At 67.8% G+C, this 20,713-nt stretch carries 11 protein-coding genes and 1 pseudogene; 8 read left to right on the top strand and 4 right to left on the bottom strand.

Annotated features, from left to right (window positions below):
• Nucleotides 1–62 precede the first annotated feature (62 nt).
• The 6 genes from RI578_RS42505 to RI578_RS42480 all read left to right on the top strand — a co-directional run bounded on the left by RI578_RS42505 (nt 63) and on the right by RI578_RS42480 (nt 9,652).
• Nucleotides 63–1,640 (top strand): DUF2397 domain-containing protein, encoded by a 1,578-nt coding sequence (locus RI578_RS42505; protein WP_310869082.1) that lies wholly within the window; start codon nt 63–65, stop codon nt 1,638–1,640.
• 2 nt (nt 1,641–1,642) lie between these two features.
• A complete protein-coding gene (locus RI578_RS42500) occupies nt 1,643–2,914 on the top strand; it encodes a TIGR02678 family protein (RefSeq protein ID WP_310869083.1) in 1,272 nt (423 codons plus the stop codon).
• Nucleotides 2,911–7,149: a TIGR02680 family protein gene (locus tag RI578_RS42495; RefSeq protein WP_310869084.1), complete on the top strand. Its 4,239-nt coding sequence runs from the start codon at nt 2,911–2,913 to the stop codon at nt 7,147–7,149. The genes RI578_RS42500 and RI578_RS42495 overlap by 4 nt, the downstream gene beginning before the upstream one ends.
• Nucleotides 7,146–8,465, top strand: a complete 1,320-nt coding sequence (locus RI578_RS42490; RefSeq protein WP_310869085.1) for a TIGR02679 family protein — start codon at nt 7,146–7,148, stop codon at nt 8,463–8,465. The genes RI578_RS42495 and RI578_RS42490 overlap by 4 nt, the downstream gene beginning before the upstream one ends.
• Nucleotides 8,466–8,563: 98 nt before the next feature.
• Nucleotides 8,564–9,190 carry a chorismate mutase gene (locus RI578_RS42485; protein ID WP_310869086.1) on the top strand — a complete coding sequence of 209 codons (627 nt, stop codon included), beginning with the start codon at nt 8,564–8,566 and terminating at the stop codon, nt 9,188–9,190.
• 288 nt (nt 9,191–9,478) lie between these two features.
• On the top strand, nt 9,479–9,652 hold the full coding sequence (locus tag RI578_RS42480; RefSeq protein WP_310869087.1) for a hypothetical protein: 174 nt from the start codon (nt 9,479–9,481) through the stop codon (nt 9,650–9,652).
• Nucleotides 9,653–9,736: 84 nt separating this feature from the next.
• Here the strand turns inward: RI578_RS42480 and RI578_RS42475 are convergent, their stop codons facing one another.
• Complete coding sequence (locus RI578_RS42475) at nt 9,737–10,504, bottom strand: transposase (protein WP_310869088.1); 768 nt, start codon at nt 10,502–10,504, stop codon at nt 9,737–9,739.
• An 11-nt stretch (nt 10,505–10,515) separates the two neighbouring features.
• Nucleotides 10,516–11,060: pseudogene (locus RI578_RS42470) on the bottom strand (IS5 family transposase); the annotation flags it as partial.
• Nucleotides 11,061–11,356: 296 nt separating this feature from the next.
• On the opposite strand from RI578_RS42470, the gene RI578_RS42465 reads away from it, so the two are divergent.
• Entirely contained in the window at nt 11,357–11,635 is a 279-nt protein-coding gene (locus tag RI578_RS42465; RefSeq protein ID WP_310869089.1) for a hypothetical protein, read from the top strand.
• Nucleotides 11,636–12,359: 724 nt separating this feature from the next.
• Nucleotides 12,360–12,791 carry a tyrosine-type recombinase/integrase gene (locus RI578_RS42460; protein ID WP_310869090.1) on the top strand — a complete coding sequence of 144 codons (432 nt, stop codon included), beginning with the start codon at nt 12,360–12,362 and terminating at the stop codon, nt 12,789–12,791.
• Nucleotides 12,792–12,968: 177 nt separating this feature from the next.
• Here RI578_RS42460 and RI578_RS42455 read toward each other — a convergent pair whose 3' ends face one another.
• Nucleotides 12,969–13,433 carry a hypothetical protein gene (locus RI578_RS42455; RefSeq protein ID WP_310869091.1) on the bottom strand — a complete coding sequence of 155 codons (465 nt, stop codon included), beginning with the start codon at nt 13,431–13,433 and terminating at the stop codon, nt 12,969–12,971.
• A gap of 26 nt (nt 13,434–13,459) precedes the next feature.
• A complete protein-coding gene (locus RI578_RS42450) occupies nt 13,460–20,518 on the bottom strand; it encodes a polymorphic toxin-type HINT domain-containing protein (protein WP_310869092.1) in 7,059 nt (2,352 codons plus the stop codon).
• Nucleotides 20,519–20,713 lie beyond the last annotated feature (195 nt).

Genomic DNA, 20,713 nt, shown 5'->3' with positions numbered 1-20,713 from the left:
ACTTCGGGGGCGAAGACAGCCCCGAAGACGAGTCAGACGAGCGGCGCGATCTCTTCAGGTATGTGACGGTCGACAATGTCGATAATGCGGCCGAATACCTCGCCATCATGGACCAGTTCACGCAGACACTGCTGACCGACCTGTCCGCCGCGGAGGTCAGCGAGGCCCTGGCGAAACGCGGCATCACGCTGTCCCCGGAGGATGCGGAGGCCCGCTGCGCCAGCCTGGTCCGCTGGAAGAACCTCATGCCGTCCGCGCGCGACCCCCGTGTCCCCACGGTTGCCGCGCTGCGCTATACCCGGGCCCGTTTCCAAGTCACCCGGCTCGGCGGCACGGTCCACCGGCAAGTCACCAAGGTTCTGCAGATGCGCGACGGCGCGCGGGAGGTGGCCCGCGAACTGCTCGGCAGCATGGCCGCGTTACTGTCGAAGATCCTCCGCCAGGCACACCATCCCCGCACTATCGACGCCGAGGCCCTGGCGGCCGATGTCACCACCGTCTTCACCAACCAGGCGTACTTCGCTGACAGCATCCGCGACTTCTACGCCTATCTGTCGTCCGTGCTGGTCCGCTACGACCTGGCCGGTGAGGAGTACGCGTCGTTCAAGGGCCTGTTGCTGGAATACGTCCACCTCATCGACACTGACGTCTCCCGGCACTCACCCGCGGTCCTGAAATGCCTGGAAGACCTCCAGCCGGTCCTGGACCATGTTCTCAGCGCCCTCGACAGTCTGCCGGGCCTTGCCTCCGCGGACGGCGCCCCCGTCGAGCGTCTGCCCGGACGGCAGTACAACGACTGGGCGGAGCTGCAGGCCTGGTACAGCGGCGGCGAGGGAGGCTTGTCGGGCCCGGCGCAGCTGCGGGCCGCGGCCGAGTCCGCTCTGGGACAGCTGCTCACCAACGCGCGGCGCATGCTCACCCCCGGCGGCACCGGAGGAGCCAGGCGCAGCGACTTGATGCACCTGGCCGGCCTGTTCGCGCAGGCCAGTGTCGAAGAGGCGCACCGCGGCTTCTCGGCCGCCTTCGGTGCCTACCCGGCGCGTCATGTGAGTTTCGGGCCCGAGGAGGCCGACCCCCGCGACACCGCTTCGACCTCGTGGTGGGACGCGGGCCCGGTGGATGTCCCGGTCTCCTTGCGGGAGCGCGGCGACCGCACTGCGCGCGGACGCACCGCGCGGGTGCCCGACCCGGGCATGGACATCACCCGTCTGCAGGAAGAGGCCTCCCAGGAACTCGCGGCCCGGCGGACAGCCGGAGCCGAACTCGCCGCTGCCGGTGTGCTGGACGGAGCGCATCTCACTCCTGCGGCCCGTGACCTGCTGCTGGAGCTGGTGTCCATGGCTCTGGCCAAGGAACTCAGCCTGTCAGAAGCGGTGCGCGTGGACGACGTGGATCTCAACGTCGCCGTGGACGTCGCGGAGTCGGACACCGACACCGTGATCAGATCGGACGACGGAGGCACGACCTTCGTGTGTCTGGCTCTCAAAGCCTCGGCCGCCGACGAGGCCAGCCCCGGTGATGCAGGGGGCGAGAGCACGCCGGACGAAATCGCTGCCGACGCGGGTGAGAGCATGGCAGACGACGCTGCCGACGCGGGAGAGGACCAGCAGCCGCCCTCGGCCGCAGGAGGCGTCCAGTGAGCGTGGACAACAGGCCCCCCGGCTCCACCGCGCAGCACGAGGCGGCGGAGCGGCGCCTGGCAGCCCGTACCCTGCTGGCCTGCCCTGTGCTGACGTCGCACCAGCAGCCGGACCAGCTGGCCTTGGTTCGCAGGCATTCCGCCGCGCTGCGGTCCACCTTCGCCAAGCTTCTGAGCTATCACCTCATCGTGGAGACCTCCTTTGCCCGGCTGGTGAAGACGCCCCCGAGCCCGGACAGTCCAATGCGGCCCGTCCAGCGGGGAGACAGCCCGCCCTTCACCCCGCAGACCTATGCGCTGTTCTCGCTTGCCTGTGCCGCGTTGCTCACGCCCGGTACCGGGGAGTGGCTGCTGATCTCCTCGCTGGTCGAACAGGTACGGGCCGATGCCGCCTCGGCCGGTGTCGAACTGCGCGACACTCCCTCGGAAAACCGCCGCCTGGTCCAGGCCGTCGGACTTCTCATCGACTGGGGGGTGCTGACCGAGACCGACGGATCGCTGTCCGCGTGGAGTGAACGGCGCGAGGAGGGTGTGCTGCAGATCCACCGTCCCCTGTTGCCGCATGTGCTGCCCCGCCCGTTGCGCAATGTGGTCTCCCTGGCCGACCTGGCGGCTCAGCTGCCGAGCGGGGCGTCCGAGCCCCGGCGCAGTCTGCGGCGCCGGCTGGTGGAGAACCCGCTGGTGAAGCGGGAAGAGCTCCCGGAGGACGAGCGTGATGTCCTCTCCCGGGAACGGTCGGAGCTGACACGCCTTCTGGAGGAGCACTTCGGGCTGACGCTGGAGGTCAGGGCGGAGGGAGCTTTGGCCTACGACACCGAAGGGGCCCTCAGTGATGTGGCCTATCCGGGTCCGGGCACCGTGCGCCAGGCAGCGCTGCTGCTGACCGATGCACTGACCGATCTGGCCCGGCCGACGGCGGGTCACCACGTCCCCGGGGCGGCAGCAGATGTCCCAGGCCTCCTGACGCCGTGGGACACGGTCCGCAGCGAACTGGACGGCCTGGCTTCGCGCTACGCCAGGGCCTGGGCCGGTGCGTACATCGCCGATCCGGCGCGTCTGCAGAAGGAGGTTGTGGCCCTGCTGGAATCCATGTCGCTGGCCCGCAGTCTGCCCGAAGGTCTGGTGCTGCACCCGGCAGCGTCCCGCTACCGGCCCGAACCGCACGCCCAGCCGACGCGTGCCGCACGACGGCTGGCCGATACACCGCCCGACAGCGCCGGCGCCCCGCCTTCCGACGCGCTGTTCACCGAGTCCTTCCTCAGGGAGGCATTGTGAGTGCCCTCGCCTTTCCCGGCCCGCGCAAACCCGACAGCCCCGCGGGCGGCCGAGCGCACACCAGTACGGCCCATCCGTACCGGTGGCGGCTGAACCGGGCGGGAATCGTCAACGTCTGGTTCTACTTCGACCAGCGCTTCGATCTCTCCGGCGGCCGCCTGGTGCTGCGGGGATCGAACGGGTCGGGCAAGTCGAGGGCCCTGGAGATGCTGTTGCCGTTCGTGCTGGACGCCGACCGGCGTCGCATGGATGCCACCGGGTCCGGCAAGGTCCGGCTGGAGGACCTGATGCGGGCGGGCGGCGACGGCCAGGCCAACCGGCTCGGATATGTGTGGCTGGAGCTCACGCGTGACGTGGAGGACGCCGACGGTGAACAGCGCACAGAGTTTGTGACCACAGGAGCCCTGATCCGCTTCTCACACAGCACCGCGGAAGCAAAGGCCTGGTACTTCCTCACCCCCCTGCGGGTCGATGAGGACCTGGTCCTTCTCGACACCAGCCGGGTCCCTCTGTCGAAGGAAGGTCTGGCCGCCGTCATCGGAGCGGACCGTCTGACCTCATCTCCCGACGTCCACCGGGACCGGGTACGCACGGCCGTCTTCGGGCTCCACGGCGACCAGGGACGCGAGCGGTATACGGGACTGCTGCAACTGCTGCACACGCTGCGCTCGCCCGACGTGGGCAATCGCATCGACGAAGGCCGCCTGCCCCAGATCCTTTCCGACGCCCTGCCCCCGCTGTCCGACAAGGCCATCGCTACAGCGGGTGAGGAACTCGACGGGCTGGAAGAGACCCGGGCCGCGCTGGCCCGGCTCGAAACCGCCTACGGACACGTCGCCGACTTCCTCAGGGTCTACACCCGCTACGCCACGGGCGTCTGTATCGCCGCCAGTGACCGCGCCCAAGCCGCGGCCGTTCTCGCCCGGGACACCGACGCGACGGCCAGCGGACGGGAGAAGACACATGTTCAGCTCGTCCGCGACCATGCCGACGCGGTAGCCGAAAGCAGAGAACTGGACGGCTACCGAGAGGAGTTGGAAGCAACCGTTGACGGAATCCGGCAGTCGAGCGCCTACAAGGCTGCCCGGGAGCTCAGCGAACGCCTCAGCACCCTGCAGGCTCTGGAAGCGGCCGCCCGCAACGCCATGGCCACCGCCGAAGGGGCCCGCGAAGAAGAGCAGCGCGGCGTCGACGCGTGCAACGAAGCGGCCCAGGACACCAAGAGCGCGGCGGACGAGGCGGCCGAGATCGCCCAGCAGGCCGGTGAACTGCTGGTCCGCGCAGGCCTCAATACCCCGCTGCCCGCTGCTGCAGGCATCGAGGTGCGGCCGCCGGATCCCGTGGTGGAACCGGTGCGCACCACAGCGGATGCCGACCCGGAGCCCGTCAGCCGCCCGGCGGCACTGCACCTCGTCCCCGCCCCGGACCGCATCACCGCGAGTGTCGACGAACTGCTCGCGGCGATCCCAGCCCTGCGCTCAGCTGCGGCCACCCGGGCCCAGCAGGCAGCCGCGCGCGCCGGTGAGGCCAATGAGCTGGCGTCCTCCCTCGAGAAAGTACGGCGCGCACAGGACCGGGCCGAAGACGCCGCCGAAGACGCCACCGCGGCCGAAGACAAAGCCGAGCAGGCGGAAACCAGCCGCGATGAAGCGGCAGCGAAGCTGGCCGTGGACTGGCGGGCCTGGACCGCATCCTCGCGCTCGCAGCGCCTGCTGGGCGACGTCGACTGGCACAGCACGGCCGTCGCCGCCCTCCTGGACGACGTCGAAGCCCTGGCCGGTGACGTGCCAGCAGGCCCGGAAGCCGACCGTGAACTGGCCCGCCTGGACGCCCTCGCCCACCAGGTGGCCGCGCCTGCCCGGGCCCTGCACGCACAGCAGACGGCCGCCCTGGCCGCACAGGCGCAGCAGGAACAGGCCCAACGCGAGCATCTGCTGGCCGAAGCCGGGGAACTGCGCCGGGAGCGGGATGTACCGCCGGCGGTGCCCGACTGGCTGGACAGCCCGCCTGCCGGTGCACCGGCACTGTGGCAGCTGCTGGAGTTCCGTCCCGAGGTCGACGCACCCGTACGGGCCGGCGTGGAGGGCGCTCTGCTGGCCTCGGGGCTGCTGTACGGCGTACTCACGCAGGACGGCGACGTGGTCGCCGAAAGCGGCCAGCTACTGCTGGGGACCGGCGGTCCCCCGGCACTGCGCTCACTGCGCACACTGCTGGTCCCGGCCGGGAGCGACAGCAAAGAAGTGGCGCGCGTCAACGCCGTCCTGGATCAGATCGCCCTGAGCCCGGGGCACCCCACCTGGGTGTCGTCCGGCGGCTCGTGGGGCAACGGTCCTCTGACCGGATGTCACCGGCCCGCAACCGCCCGCTACATCGGCGCCACGGCGCGGGCGGCCGCCCGCGCGGCCCGTCTCGCCGAGATCGATGTCCTACTCAAACAGTTGCAGCAGGCGGCCCAGGCACGCAGTGAGCAGCAAGAAGCCCTGGAGACCAGGCTGCGGGACCTGGAGGCCCATCTGGTGGAGGCTCCACGTTCCGTGCAGCTCGCGACGCTGCGCCTGCAGGCCACCTCAGCCCGCGCAGACGCCGTCGCCGGACGCAGGCAGGCAGGAGCGCTCGCGGAGGAGGCAGAGCGGATGCAGCGGGCCTGGACGGCCCGCCAGCGCAGCCACCGCGAGGTCTGTGCGGCCCTGGGAATGCCCGACGACGTAGACGGTCTGCGGGCCATGCAGGCCTGTGCGGAGCAGTCGCAGACCATGTGCCGGGATGTGGATCGCGCCGGCGAAGCGGTCAAGAAGCATCTCGCCCGCCGACAGCTTCTGCTGGCACGCCTGCGCACCGTCCGCGACCGGCGCAGTGAGGCAGAGGGGCACGCCGAGTCGGCCGCCCTGGACTGGTCGCGGGAGGCCTCCGCGCTGGCCGCGTTGCGGGAGAGCCTCGGATCCAGTCCTCAGGAGGTGCACGACCGTCTCGACGCAGCCGAGCGGGAGCTGAAGCAGACCAAGGAGGTCCTGCAGCGCACCAATAGCCAGGTACTCGACCTGACCGGCCAGGTGGCCGCGGCCAAGGAGAAAGCGCAGGGCGCCCGGGAGAAGGCACACGAGGCCCGGGCGGCTCTCGTCCGGCAAGCCCAGGCGTTGCACCGGCGCCTGAGCCATCCGGCTCTGGCCGTGGCCCTGGTGCCGGGCACGGTTGCTCCTGCGGTGCTGCTGTCGGCGAGCGTCAGTGCGGACGATGTCCTGACGGCGGTGCGCGAGGTCCGGGCAGCGGTGCAGCGGCCGGACAGCACCGCCGATGCCACAGCGCTGGTACGCGCCCAGTCGGTACTGGAACGCAACACCGCGGGCGCCTACGACGTGACCGTCACGATCGAGGACGAACTCCATGTCGTGGAACTGACGGATGCCGGCGGGCGGCGCCACATCGCCGATGCCGCAGCCGAATTGCGTGATCGACGCGACCGCGGACGCAGCGCGCTGACCCAGCGTGAGCGCACGGCCTTTCACAACTTCGTGCTGGGCGGGATGGCCGAAGAACTCCGCAACCGCATCCTCGAGGCCGAGGATCTGATCAAGGCGATGAACACCTCGCTTCAGCCCATCACCACCAGCCACGGCATCGGCGTCAAGATCCGCTGGCGCCTGGCCGATTCGGCCAATGAACACATCACGCGGATCAAGGAACTGATGAAACGCGACGTGCATGTCCTGCGGGAAGCGGAATCCGAAGAACTCATCAGTCGGCTCAAGGCACTCGTGGACACCGCCTACAGCGCTGACCCCCAGGCCGGATACGCCACCCACCTGCACACGGCTCTCGACTACCGGGCCTGGCATGTCGTGGACGCCTTCATCACCGGTCCCCAGCCGGGCCAGGAACGCAAGATCAGCCGTCGGGCCAAGCTCTCGCAGGGCGAGACCCGCTTCGTGTCCTACGTGACCCTGTTCGCCGCCGCCGACGCCTACCTCAGCAGCCTGCCCGACACCGGCCGGGCCCTGCGGCTGATCCTCCTGGACGACGCCTTCGCCAAAGTCGACCACCGCACCATCGGAGAACTGATGGCGCTTCTGGTCCGCCTGGACCTCGACTTCGTCATGACCGGCCACGCCCTGTGGGGATTCTTCCCCGAGGTTCCCGCTCTGGACACCTACGAAGTGCGCCGCGCCGAAGGCACCGCGGCCGTGACCACCCACGTCCATTGGGACGGCCGCACCCGCCACCTGCGCGCCGCATCATGACCACCCATTCCCTCCCCCAGCTGCCCGCCCCCGTCCGCAGCTACCTCAACGACCCCAGCCTCACCGCGCTGTGGGCGGAGGCCCGCAAACGGCTGGAGCGCAACCGTCTGTCCCCCACCGGCACTGTGCAGGCCCAGCTCGACGCCGAAGGCGTCAAGCGGCTCGGAGGACTGCTCGGCACCCGGCTCGAGCCCGGCCTGCGCCGCATCCAACTGGGAGCACTGGACGCGGCCTTGAGGGCATCGGCCGCTCAATGCGGCCTCGTCAGCGTCGTCGCGGAGCTGACCGGCCGGCCCCTGCAGGACCGGACGTCGGCCAAAGAGGCACAGCAGACAGCGTGGACAGCGCTCTGGCAGCAATTGGACGGCGACCTCACCGGTGCAGGCCTGGCCCAGGCGGGCTGGATCGCCGACTGGCTCGGGGAGTTGAGAAGCACCGGCATCCTCACCCGCGCCGGCATCGAAGCGGCCTCTACCGCCCTCAGCGGCGCCGTACGCACCATCGCCACCCTCACAAACACCCCTCTTCACGCCCCGGTCGGCACCGGAGCGGAGGCCGTGAAGCAGTGGGAGCTGAGCGAGCTCGCCGCGCACACGACCGGCGACGCCCACGGACTCGACGAGGGCCGTCTCACGGGCATTCTGGTCCTCAAGGCCATTGCCGCAGCCTGCTCACTGCCGTCACCCGACTCGGCCGCAAGCCGCCGGCTGCTGTGGGAACGGGTCGGCGTCAGCACAGACTCCCTGTCGGGCACCATCATGGTCTGGCGGCTCGCCCCGCCCGGACCGCACCCCTGGGCCCAGATGATGCGCACCCGACGTGACCTTGCGCTGGTAACCCATCTGACCCTGCAAGAACTGCGCACCGTCCCGGATGCAGCCCTGACGGTGCCCGGGACGACGGTGCACTTCTGCGAGAACCCTCAGATACTTCAGGCCGCCGCACGCTACGGCCTGCCTGGCATCCTGGTGTGCGGCAGCGGCAACCCGTCCGCAGCAGGATGGGAACTACTGCGACGACTCATCGCCGATGGAGCAGACGTCATCTACCACGGCGACTTCGATTGGCCCGGCGTCGCCATCGCCGCACGGGTAATCCGGCTGGGAGCTCATCCCTGGCGCATGCATGCCACCGACTACCTCAACGCGCTTGCAGAGCTGCCCGCCGACCGCCTTATCCCACTGGCAGGGGCCCCCGCGCCTACCCCCTGGGATCCGTCACTCAAGGCCACGATGGCTCAACGCGGTCTCGCCGTCCACGAAGAAGCACAGCTAGACCATCTTCTTCGAGATCTGCGTCATGAAACATCCGTGTGACGCCCCCCAACTCTGGCAGTAGAGACCCCCGTTCGTGTCGCCGCAGGCCTGGGGGCGCTCATACCGCTCCTTTACCAGAATGCGCTTTCATGTACACCATGCGCATCACCACCCCCCTGCGGCACACCTTCGCCGTTGCCGCCGCGACCGCGGCCGTCGTGTTCGCCGCCCCACCTTCCTCGGCTGCCGATGGCGCGCCCGCCTCCACCGCCACCGAGCAGACGACTCTCCCCCTCCACTCGATCGCCGCTCTGTCCGCCGAGCGCATAACCACCGCCGACCTTGTCGCGGCCGCCAAGTGGGGCACCGGCAGCCCCATCGACGACCCCACCCGCGAACAACAAGTCCTCGACGCCGTGGCCGCCCAGGCCCAGCAACTGGGCGCCGACCCAGACGAGGTCCGTCAAGTCTTCCGAGACCAGATTGAGGCCAACAAGATCGTCCAGCGCGGCCTGTACCAGCGCTGGACTGCCCACCCGGACCAGGCGCCAACCACCCGGCCGGACCTGGGCGTCGTCCGGCAAGAGATCAACCGAATCAACAAGGAGCTCGTGCAGGCCCTGGCCGACACCGCCTCTGACCGCGCCGGGTTCTTCTGCCGCCCGGAACTCGCTCTCGCCGCCACCCAGGTCCACTACGACAGTCACCTGGACGGCCTGCACACCAAGGCTCTGGCCCGTTCCCTGCGCTCGGTCTGCACCGACAACCAGGTGACGCGGCGCTGAGCGACGGTTCGACCCTCCTTTCCCCTCGCCAGTCTTCTCGTTGAGCTGAACGAGTGATCCGGGCGGGAGGGAAAGGCGAGTACGGCAGGACTGGAAGCGATGCGATCGACGAGTCCACGCTGGTGCGAATCCTGAGCAGATCAAACCTGATCATGTTCTGCCCAGGTGGACACGCAGGGCACCTCCGCCCCAGGGCGCCGGGCCTGTCCGGTGATCACCGCCCCGGCTCGCCGCAGGGCTCTACCCGGGCGCAGCAGAAGTGGCTGGTGCTCGCTCCGGAAGCTTGCGGTGAGCGGCGACGAGGGCGTCCTGCTGCACCGGGCCGGGCAGAACACGCCTCCCTCCCGACGGCTCCCGCAAGTGACCGAGCCACCACGGGCCTTGGCGGCAGCGCGCATGATGACCGCGCTGGTGTCGGCCGACGGCGCGCAGCGGCTGGCCGTTCCCACGGCCTGCATGTGAATTCTGTCTCGACTGAGGACCTCCGAGCAGGCGAGGTAGGGAGCCGTCTCTCTTGGACCTCGCTGGTCTCGTATGCGGCGGGAGTTATCCCGTGAGAGCGAGGTTGTGCAGCCGGGCGATGCCGAGCATGGCGTGGTGGACGCCGTCGCCCTTGAGGCGGCAGTCGCGGAGGAACTTCCAGGTCTTCATGCGGGCGAAGACGTGCTCGACGCGGGCGCGGACCTGTTTGTGCGAGCGATTGTGCTCCTGCTTCCAGCCTGGCAACGCCTCGCCCGGGGTGCGGCGGTGGGGCATCAGGAGACCGGTGCCCGGATAGCCGCCGTCGGCCATCGTGAGGGTCTTGCCCACGGCGGCCTTCGCGCCAGATTCCTCCCATGCCCTGCAGTCGTTGCGATTGCCTGGCAAAGGCTCACCGACCACAACGACCAGGCGGGTATCCGCGTCAATGACGACCTGGTGGTTGGTGGAGTAGCGATAGTTCTTCGACTGTTCAGCGATGCTGTGGTCCCGGGTGGGCACCAGGGTGCCGTCGACGATCAGCACGGCGTCCTTGGCGAACCGGCGCCGCGACTGAAATGCGATGAGCGGGCCGAGCTGGTCGATGATGCGGTCGGCCGCCGACTTCGAGATGCCAAATAACGGGGCGAGTTGGCGCATCGTCAGGTTCGTGCGCCAGTAAGCGACGACCAACAGCACCCGGTCCCCCAGCGGCAGTCCCCATGGCCGGCCCTGGACCGGGGAGCCAGCGCCCTCACGGCGCAGCGCGGTCACCAACTTGCCGAAGGCGCGCGGGCTCAGCCCGGTAAGCGGGGCTATCAGGGACGGCTCGGACGCCGTGATCGCACCTGACACAGTCAAGATCATCACAGAGCAAGATCACTTACGGGACAGCCCTTAGCCATCGCCCAGTGGATCATCGCCCTCGCTCTTTCGGGGAGGGCTTCGTAGTCCCGCGCGAGACGGCGGTGCTGCATCAGCCAGCCGAAGGTCCGCTCAATCACCCACCGTTTCGACAACGGTTCGAACCTCTTCGCCCGTGGCCGCTGTACCACCTCGACATCGATGCCCAGCCGGGCTCCGTGGTTGAAGATGCTGTTCTGGTACCGCCGTCGGCCCAGACCTTGGTCACGCTGGGATGTGCCGCGGCCAGGTCGTCGAGCAGGAGCTTGCCGCCGGTGGTGTCGTGCACATTCGCGGCGGTGACCAGGACGGCCAGGACGAGACCGAGCGTGTCGGTGATCACGTGTCGCTTGCGTCCTTTGATCTTCTTGCCGGCGTCGATGCCCTGGCTGGTCTCGGCGACGTTTGCCGAGGTCTTGACGCTCTGCGCGTCGACCACGGCCGCGGTTGGCTCCGCTCGGCGGCCATGGAACCGGCGGGTCCTGTCGCGTAGCAGGTCGTGGACCTGCCTTCGCTCGTGTCATCCATCATGAACACAACGCTGGGAACGGCCCGTTCGACCCACCAGCGGTCCAGCATCACCACAGGGGTGGACCGTCGACGTGCTGGTGTGTGCCTGCACGGGGCTTCAGTCGACCGATACGTCCCGGTCGGGCGGGCCACGCTGCGTCCAGTGCGGCTTGGCGGTCAGCGCCGCCGGCGTTCTGTGAGTGCCATGCGGCCCGTCTTCGTACGGACTGCGCGGTAGTGCAGCGGCGTCAGGCGTGAGTACCGCCACGGGAGTGCCTCCGTGAAGCCGTCGACATGGCGGAACTGTTCCCTGGCTGCTCTGTACCGGCCCTGCAGGTACAGGAAGTACCCCAACAGGTGTCGTACTTCCGCAAGCCTCGGGTGATCTGGCTCAGCGAGTGCTGCGTCGGCGAGCGCTGCGTCGACCAGTACACGTACATCAGGGTGAAAGATCCGACACGACCCAGCTCGTCCACGTGGCTCTCATACCAGGCGATCACCGGCAGCACTGCCAGCAGACTCCCCGGCGGCGCACCGGCGGCCGACTTCTCGGCGAACTCCCGCGCGAGCTGATGCGAGCCTCACCATTTCGCGGTCCAGTACTGGAGGGCACTGGTGTGCGCTTCGAAGTGATGCGGCGCCAGGCCCGTGATCTGCGACCACAGCGCGTCCGTCTCCGCGTGGGAGTAGCCCAGTCCGCGCGCCCTCCAGAGCTCAGCGACGAGCGGTGTGGGGTCGCCGGGGCATAGGGCCACAACCCGCCCGATGTCGTCTGCGAGGCAAGCAACTCCCGGTGGAATGACTCGAACTGGCTTTGCGACGTCCTGTCCGTGTACGCACCGCCTCGCAGCTCCCACGCATACGAGATTCTGGCGCGAGCCACCACGAGCGCGGCGTCCGGGTCTTCGGGCCGGGCCTCCTCCCATGCCTTCAGCCAACGGTCGCTCCCTCTGGCAGCGACGTCCCCCAACCGCTGTGCGTACAGGGAGCGGCGCTCCCAGTCCTGGCCGGCGTCCTCGAAGAGCTGGGCCGCGGGCTCCCAGCGGCCCCGGGCGGCAGCCCTGCACGCGCGTTGCAACGGGCATCGGGGCCAGCGAGGTAGGAGTTCTGCCACCGCAGCGGCAGCAGGCCGTACTTGAGCCAGCACCAGAGCAACAGCAGACAGGGAAGGACAAGGAGTGTCATGGTTGGGCGAATCCCTCCAGGAAGAGTGCTGCGACGCGCGAAGTGGGGGGTGCCGGCAGTATTCCTGTCGCAACGGCAGGGACGACACGCGGAGTGCCGCTGCTGAGCGCGAATGGGCGCACCAGGCAAGGCGGGCTCACCACACTGCCCACCAAGACCGGGGCCTCCGAACGCCGCATCGCCCTCCCCACCCGCTGCGTCCAGTCGCCGAAGCTCCACCACGAGCAGCAGCAACGCGAGCGAAGGAGCACAAGGAGCGGCAGGACAGGGGGCGAGAACAGGCCGGATCGGCCTGGAGCGACAGCGGCTCGTCTTCGCCACGCCGACCGGACAGCCTCTCGACCCGGCCAACCTCACACGCCGCTTCCGCAGCCTCCTCGACCAAGCCGGGCTCTGCCGCATTCGCTTCCACGACCTCCGATATTTGACCGCCGCCCTGCTCCTGGAACAGGGTGGCGATCTCGTCGTGATCAAGGAGCTGCTGGGTCACGCCCACATCGGCATCACCGCCAGCGGCTACGCTCACGTACAACACCGACTCTAGCGTCACGCTATCGACGCCCTGGGCCATGCTCTCGGCGGCCAGGACGGAAACCCTGACGCCCCACCTGTTGCAGCCGTCGTCCGCTGACGTTGCCGTCAAGCAGCGCGAAGACGCCGTCGGAGATCTCCGGCGGGGTCTTCGTACTTCCCCCCCCAATTCTCCAGGGGGTGAGATCTATTATTCCGGAGAGAATCCCCGAATCACTGGATTAACCGCCAGCCCAGGAATGAACTCGATCAGACACGAGTGCGCCTCTCGCAGAAATTCAGCGAATACACCTACGAGCTCTTCGTGATCGGCAGAGACTCGCCAGTCATGCTTCGATGACGTAATCACGACGCGATTCTCCTCACGCCGAAGTCGAATGACTTCATCGTTCTCTGTGAAGCCGATCGCTGAATCTTCTCCCGAAGAAAGGCGATTCAACGCATGACGAAGAGACAAGGCCAAGTCCACAAGGGTCAGGTAACCCTGCCCAGATATGACCTCAACTCCATCGACCACTAGCTCTACGTGCACCCCGAAGTACTTGTAGCAAAGGTCGATCTCGCTGATGGCTGCCGGGCTGACCTTGCACGCCTTGTCCCAGGTGTCGCGCCAAGACGACCCAGACCCCGGGGGCTCAAAAGAGAAGTAAATCACGGATCCCTCAGCTTTTCGCTGCTCGTCTAGAACGGGAACGCCGTCACGACTTTACCGTCGTTGACGATGACGCGGATGCTTGTCAACTCTCCACCGCCATTCGCCGGACCAGCCCTGCCCACAGGAACACCGAAGTCCCATTCATATATCTGCCCGGCGCGGGGCCTACCGGTCTCAGGGTCCGGCGTGTTCGCTCTCGGCGTCCCTCGATTTATGGTCTCCGCTATTCGACCGCGAACATGCTTGGCCTTGCCCGTGAGGATTCCGGCCTTATCGTCGACCTTCGCACCGCCAGGCCGGTGCCGATCCACGATGTGCTGCCAGTCCCCATTTTCCAGCGCTGCGGTTCCGCACAGGCCATTCGAATTGTGAACGAGTACCGGTGTGGCGCCCGCCAGTACATAGTACGTGTGCAGGTCTTCGACTGTGAGGTTGTACGTCCGAGCGTGCTTGGTGTACGCACGGTTGCTGATGACGCGGACGGTGGTGCCGTCAGGGGTTCTGAGGGTCGTGCCTGCGGACAGGTTGCGGGCCTCGACCCAGGCGCCGATCTCAGGGACCCAGAAGGGGTGTTCGTGTGTAGCGGTGAGCTTCTTGGGCCCATCGGGTGTTTCGATGGTCAGTTCGTTGAAGTGCTTGTCGTCTTCGGTGACGATCAGGCGGGTGACCTTGCGGAGGCGGGTCTCCCCTGTTTCCGGGTCTGTGGCAACGACCTGGTCGCCGACCTCAACCTTCTCGATGTTCTCGGTCTCGCCGTCGGCCATGAGGACTTGGGTGCCGGGAAGGAAGCATTTACACCCCGACGGCTCTTCCTTTGACTTCTTCTTGAGCCATTTCTCGACAGCCTCTTTACCCCTTTTCGCAATCGAATCGGGTACCAGCTTCAAGATTTTCAAGAAGGGGAGATCCGTGGCGACGCCAGCGTAGTCCGAGCCGCTTGCCTCTCCGGTGAGCGTATTCTTCCACGATTCGACGTCGGGGAAGACGAGGGAGGCCATGAACTTGAGTGCGTTGTTCTGGGCCTTTAGGTTGTACGGCTTGACCTCGGTTCTTTTGCCCATCTTCGGGTGGAAGGTGCCGAATCGGTTGACGCTGTGGAGGTCGCCCTCGACGTCATAGGTATAAACGGAGGTTTCGTGAGCGTAGGACCAGGTTCCGTCACCGTTCGGCCTCATCCAGTCCCGGTAGGTGCTATTTCCGTCCTGGCAGCCTCTGTCGCAGTCGGTGACCGGCCTCAGGCCGTCGGGGTCGCTGGTGCTGATGGGGCTGTTTTTGGCGTAGGAGTAGCCGTTCATCTGCAACGGGTCCGTGATGTCCAGCAGCGGATCTGCGCTGATGAAGCGGCCGTTGGTCTGGTCGTACTCGCGCGCGCCGATGTGCGTCAGTCCGGTGGCGGTGTCGTCGATGCCGGTACCGAGGTAGCTACGCCTGTCTGGCCATGAGGTCGGTTTGGGACCGCGGGCCTCACCGAATGGTTTGAAGGCTCGCCTGGTCACCGGCTGGTTGGCTGCCATCTGGATGGTGGTGTTGGCGGTACCGAGATGGTCGGTGAGCTGGATGTTGCGGGTGTGGCCAGTGGTAGTGCCGTTTGAGGTGCGGACGACTGTCGGGGCGCCGGGGTGAGCGTAGTTGCGGGTTGCCTTGGTGATCTTTCCGGTGGTGTCGGTAGTGAGTTCCCCGCCAGGGAGGTAGAGGGTGGAGCCTTCGCTGGAGCTCTCCAGGAGGCGTTGGCCGCCGGTGTCGTAGGTGTAAGCGACGGTGGTGGCGCCGGTGGTCACAGTGGCCGGCTTGTTCTCGGCGGTCCAGGTGAGGCTCTGGGTGTCGTTGGCGAGGTCGCGTTTGGTGGTGTTGCCGGCCAGGTCGTAGGTGTAGGCGCTGCCGGTGCCGATGGGGGTGGTGGAGACCCAGCCCAGGGTGTGGGGCTGGGTGATGACCGCTCCGGTTGCACCGTTTCCGCCGATGGTGCCGTAGCCGGAGCGGTAGGTGATGTTTTTGGTGGAGTCGGTGATGTTGTGCTCGGTGAGAGTGGAGCGGTTTCCGAGCCAGTCGTAGCTGAATGCCTGGCGGTAGGCGGTGGCGGAAGTTGCCACCGTGCCGGGGGCCGGGGCGGCTGCGGCGAGCGTGCTGGTCAGTGAGGCGTCCGGGCTGGAGGTGTCGGTGGCCGCGTTCGGGGCGTCCGCGACTGGGCCGGACGAGTCGGCGTAGTCGGTGCGGTAGCCGAAGGTGGCACCGCCTGCGGTCTTGCAGCCGTTGCCTGTGCCGGTGGGGGTGATGTTGGAGGTCCAGGCGTGGACGAGTTCACCGAGGGCGTCGTAGGTGTAGCACTGCGTGTCCCACGTGGAGCCGGAGGCTTCGCTCAGCTTGCGGGCATTCGATGTGATGGTGCCGGTGGCGTCGTACGAGTAGTAGCTGTCGGTGATGCGGTGAGGTGCAGCGGTTTCGCGGTCGGCGACGGTGCGCTGGAGGCGTCCGGTGTGCGGGTCGATGAAGTTGGTGGTCCACACGCGGTAGGGCTGGGAGCCGGAGACGGTGCGGAGGACTTCGCCGAATGGGGAGTAGGTGACGTCAGCGGTGTACCAGCTGGAGCCGGCCGTGGACTCGGGCAGGCCGTCCTCGTTGTAGCGGGTGACTACCTTCTCGGAGGAGATGCCTCCCTTGGAGGGGTAGGTGACCGAGAGAGGCTTGCCGGTAGGTGTGTAGCCGTAGGTGTAGCTGTATGTGCCGGAGAGTCCGGTGGTTTTGGGGTTGGCGGGGATGGTGATGTCCCGCCCGGTGGGTTGGTAGTCGGTGGTGTAGCCGGTGATCTTGTCGACGTAGTCGCCGTCTGCGGTGTGGCGGGTCGAGGCGACCGGCATGCCGAGGGCGCCGGCGGCGTCGAACGTGAAGGACTTGATCGGGTTGGCCGTGGCTGACCCCTCGCGGACAGCGGTCACTCGCCCGAGGGCGTCGTAGGTCGTGTGCAGGGACTTGCCGTTGGCGTCGAGGGTGGCGAGGGGACGGTCGGCGCCGTCGTACGCGGTCGTCTTGGTGATGCCGGTGTCCGGGTCGGCGGCCTCCATTAGGCGGCCGCGGACGTCGTACTTGTACGTCCATTTGTTGCCGGCCGGGTCGGTGACTTCCGAGCGGTTGCCGCGGACGTCGTAGGCGTAGCGGGTCGACCGGGTTTCCGACTGGTTGGCGTCGGTGTACTGCTCGATCTCAGTGACCCGGCCGAGGGCATCCGTGGTGGTCCAAGTTGCCGGTGAGGTGTTGCCCGGGGGGTTCACGTGGACGGTGTTGGGCCCGTACGACGTGAAGGTCTCGTGCTGGAAGTCGCCGTCGTGGTAGGTCGCTTGGCGGATGGTGCGGCCCATGCCGTCGTACTGGGTCTTGACGTAGCTGGGAATGAGCGTCGTGGACCTGGGCTGGAACAGAGTGGTGGTCGGCTGGTCCGCGGCAAGGTAGCCGCTGGTGACGATGCTGGTGCGGCCGTGGTCGTCGTAGGAGGTGTCGGTGATGATGCGGCCGGGGCCGTGGGCCTCGTTCTGGGTCTGGACCGGGCGGAGGAGACCGTCGTAGATGGTGACCGAGGAGGCGTAGCTGCCGTCATCCTTAAGCGTCTTGGTCGTGACAGCGGCAGGGCTGGTCCTGGAGGGGGTGGCGGCGGCCTGTTGGTAGCTGATCTGGACGTCGGGGGTCTGCGAGCCGCTGGAGCGGGTCGGGGACCAGCCCTTGAGCAGGCGTCCGAGGTCGTCGTACTCGTACCGGGTCACGCGGCCGTTGGGGTCGGTGACGGTGAGGGGGAGGGCGCGGCCGGGGTCGAAGGCGGTCGTGGTGGAGTGGCCGAGGGCATTGATGGTCTTGAGGCCGGTGAGAGGGCCCCCGGTATCGGCCGGCGTGTAGACGTTCTCGGTCGTTCCTTGATTGGGCCTGGTGACCTTGCGGATGCGGCCGAGCGGGTCGTACGTGGTGGTGGTGACGATGCTGTGTGCGTCGCCGTCGCCGTTGGATTCGGCGACGGTGGTGGGCGAGCCTTTGATCGGCGTGGCGGTGTAGGCGAGATTGTCGTAGCTGGTGCGGATGGAGCGCAGCAGGTGGGTGGCGTAGTTGGCGCCGACGTACTGGGTGCAGGGCACGGCGATCGTGCGGGTCTGGGAGATCAGGCCGATCAGGTGTGCGTCGGTGTTGTGGACGTAGGTGTTGCGGGTGCATTCCTGCTCGGAGCGCGTTTCGCCGCCGTTGCCGTCGGGTTTGACGACGAAGCTTTCGACCTCGGTGGCCAGGCCGTAGGTGTCGTCGGCGGTGGTGAGGGTGCGCTTGGACTGCCATCCGTCGTCGAGGGACTGGATGTCGTCGGTGCGCTTGATGCCGACGCGGTGGGCCAGGAGCGGGTCCATGGCGGAGCCGTCCTCCGCTTCCCGGGCGCGGGAGGCGGTCTGCTTGGACCAGGGGAAGTTCAGGGTGCGCTTGACGAGTTGCTTGCCTGAGTCTTTGTAGGTGAGGGCTTCGGCGACCTGGCCCGCGTACTGGCGGCCGTCGTCGCCGGCCAGGGTGTAGGTGCCGGTGGTGTCCTTGACCTCACCGCCGGTGCCGAGGAAGTAGCGCGTCTCGGAGTAGGACTGCGACTGCGGGTCGTCGTTTCCGGTCTTGCTGGAGGTGGTCTTGCTGCCCTTGGTCACGGCGACCTGACGGTATCCCTGCCAGTCGCTGTACGTGCGCAGGGCCGGTCGCTGGAACTCGTCATCGGACTTGGCCCAGGCCGGGCCGGTGTACTTGTACTTGGTGACGATCGGCACGCCGTGGTTGGTGACCTTATCGGTCTCGACGACGGAGGCGACGACGTACTTGTTGAACCAGTGCTTGGGAGGGTTCCGCTCGTCGCCATCCGGGGACCAGCGGACGGGGTAGCAGGTTCCGTTCGCCTTCTCCTTGTCCTCAGAAGGCGGGGTGGCACAGCCGCCGGTGTACTCGACCTCGATGTCGGCGCCGGCCTCGGTGGCGACGGTGCCGATGCGGGGGCGGGTGAAGGCGGGTCGCTGGTCCTTGGGGCCGGTGCGGACGAGGTTGGGGAGCTGGCGGTCACGCAGGCGGGACTGGAGCGGTGAGGAGGAGCCGACGCGGTACTCGGCGAAGCTCACGCCGTCCTTGGACTGGACGGTGCCGGTGGTGTCGCCGGGGCCGAATCCGGTGCGGGTGATCGAGTTGAGCCAGAGTCCTGGGGAGGTGTCGTACCAGTCGGCGGGGAATGACTGGTGGAGGGTGTAGACGTCGACTTTGGCGAGGCCGGTCACGCCGGGGCGGGCGCCGAGGGTGGTGATGGTGTCCAGGCGCATCTGTGTCCAGAAGGACGGGAAGCCGGGGCAGAGCTTGGATGTGGCTTTGCAGTTGAGGTTGCCGGGGGTGTCCCACCAGGGGCGGTAGGCGCCGGGGTCGTCGGTCTTGGCGAAGTTCGCCGCGTCACAGGCGGTGGTGGACTTCAGGCAGCGCTGCTTGACGCCGAAGCTGATCTGCGCGGAGGGCTTGGACAGGTCGTCCGAGCGCATTCCGTAGTCGATGGTGGTGGGGTAGGCGAAGCGCTCGTAGCCTTCCGGGGTTTTGCGCTTGTCGCGGACGGCGTAGTAGTTCGTCTCCTGCTTCCAGTTGACGACCATCACGTTGCCGTGGACGTCGGCGACCTTGTCCAGGCCCCAGCGCCATGCCTGCTGCTTCCCCGCTCCGCAGCGGGAGTCGGCGAAGGCGGTTGCGTGGCAGGGTTCACCGGGGTGGTTGCCGAAGACGGGAGCCGTGGAGACGGAGTTGGTGTTGGCGTGGCCTCCGCCGACCTCGTGGCGGCCGAAGGTGTAGAGGGTTCCGTCGGTGGTGGTCACCTCCCAGTACTCGCCGTCGTTGTCGCCGTTCGCCGCACCGGTCTTGAGCGTGATCCGGGTGCCGTCGTCGGACGCGGGGCGGTAGGTGTTGGTAGTGCCGACGCGGACCAGTTCGGTGGTCCGGCCGGCGAGGGACATCACCGCATTGTGCGAGACCCAGCACAGGTCGGAGGTCTTGTTGGTCTTGGCAGTGTTGTTGGGGGCGCCGGCATCAAGGGTTCTCCGGTCGTCCTTGCAGCTGCGGTAGCGGCGCTCGATGTGGCCGGGGTCGTAGTCCCAGCCCTCGCCGATCCACGAGGCCTGCGGGGAGGAGACGCCCGTGCGGCCGTCCACGGACTGCGAGTTGTAGGTGAGCCCGACCGTCGGAGCGGGACCGGCCGGGGGCGCCGGAACGGTCAGCGGGTAGGACCAGACGAAGGCCCCGGAGCTGCCGGCATGCGACCAGGAGCCGGTCGAGGCAAGGGGCGTCGCCTTGAACGAGCCACCGGGGCCGGCTCCGGAATCGACCGCGCCGATCACGGTGGAGTCGCCGCTGCCTTCCGCGCCGAGCAGGCGGGAGCCCGCTGACTGAGCGGAGGTATCTTCGGACGCCGTGGCGAGCGCGTCGTCGGCGGCCGGATCAATGGTCGCGGAGACCGTGTTGGTGTCCGGGTCGTTGACCGTCTCCAGCTCCGTGTATGCCTGGCACTCCTCGACATCGGGAGTGGCCACGTAACAGGCAGGGAACTGGACCAGACGCAGACGGGAGCCCCAGTCAGCGCCGTAGAGGTTCTCGAAGGTGTCGTAGTCCAGCGAGAGCGAAACCGGCACCGCACCCGTGTCCGGCGGGTCCACGCGGATGACCGCACCATCCACACCCTGCGTAGTGACGTCGGTACGGGCATCCACCGTGACACCCCACGCACCGGTAGGGGTGGGCTGCCCCTCGGCAGGGGCGAGCGTGACCGGGACCTGGCCCAGCGACTGCGACTCGGCGGCGAACGAGCTCCGGGCGGCACCGGACGCAAACGTGACTGTCGTGGTCGACGCGGGAAGCGGAGTGGCGGTGCCGGGCGGCGCCGCCTCCCTGTCCTGCGGAACATCGGTCTTCAGGCTCTCGACATCCTGATTGACCGGGTTGCCGTCGGCCGGAACGACTTCGGCAAGTGACTCAAGGCGCAGCGCTTCGCGTCCCGGTCCGTTGACTGGCGGGACCGGCGGCACGGCCACCGCCGTCGCGGGCAGCAGACCGACAAGCACCGCGGCACCAGCTGCAGCGACAACAGCTCTGCGGGCGCGCAGGCTGCGGGAAAGGCGAGATCGACCGAACACGGAGGGTCCCCCCGGACCACTTGGAGCGGGGCCGGAGAGGGACCTCGCGCAGGACGAAACAGATCGGGCGAATTCTGTGAGAGCGATGTGAAGAAACGCTAGAGGCTCAGACCATTAGTGATC

This window comes from Streptomyces sp. BB1-1-1 (assembly GCF_031597775.1).
Classification (GTDB): domain Bacteria; phylum Actinomycetota; class Actinomycetes; order Streptomycetales; family Streptomycetaceae; genus Streptomyces; species Streptomyces thinghirensis.
This window is presented reverse-complemented; position numbering and strand designations above follow the sequence as displayed.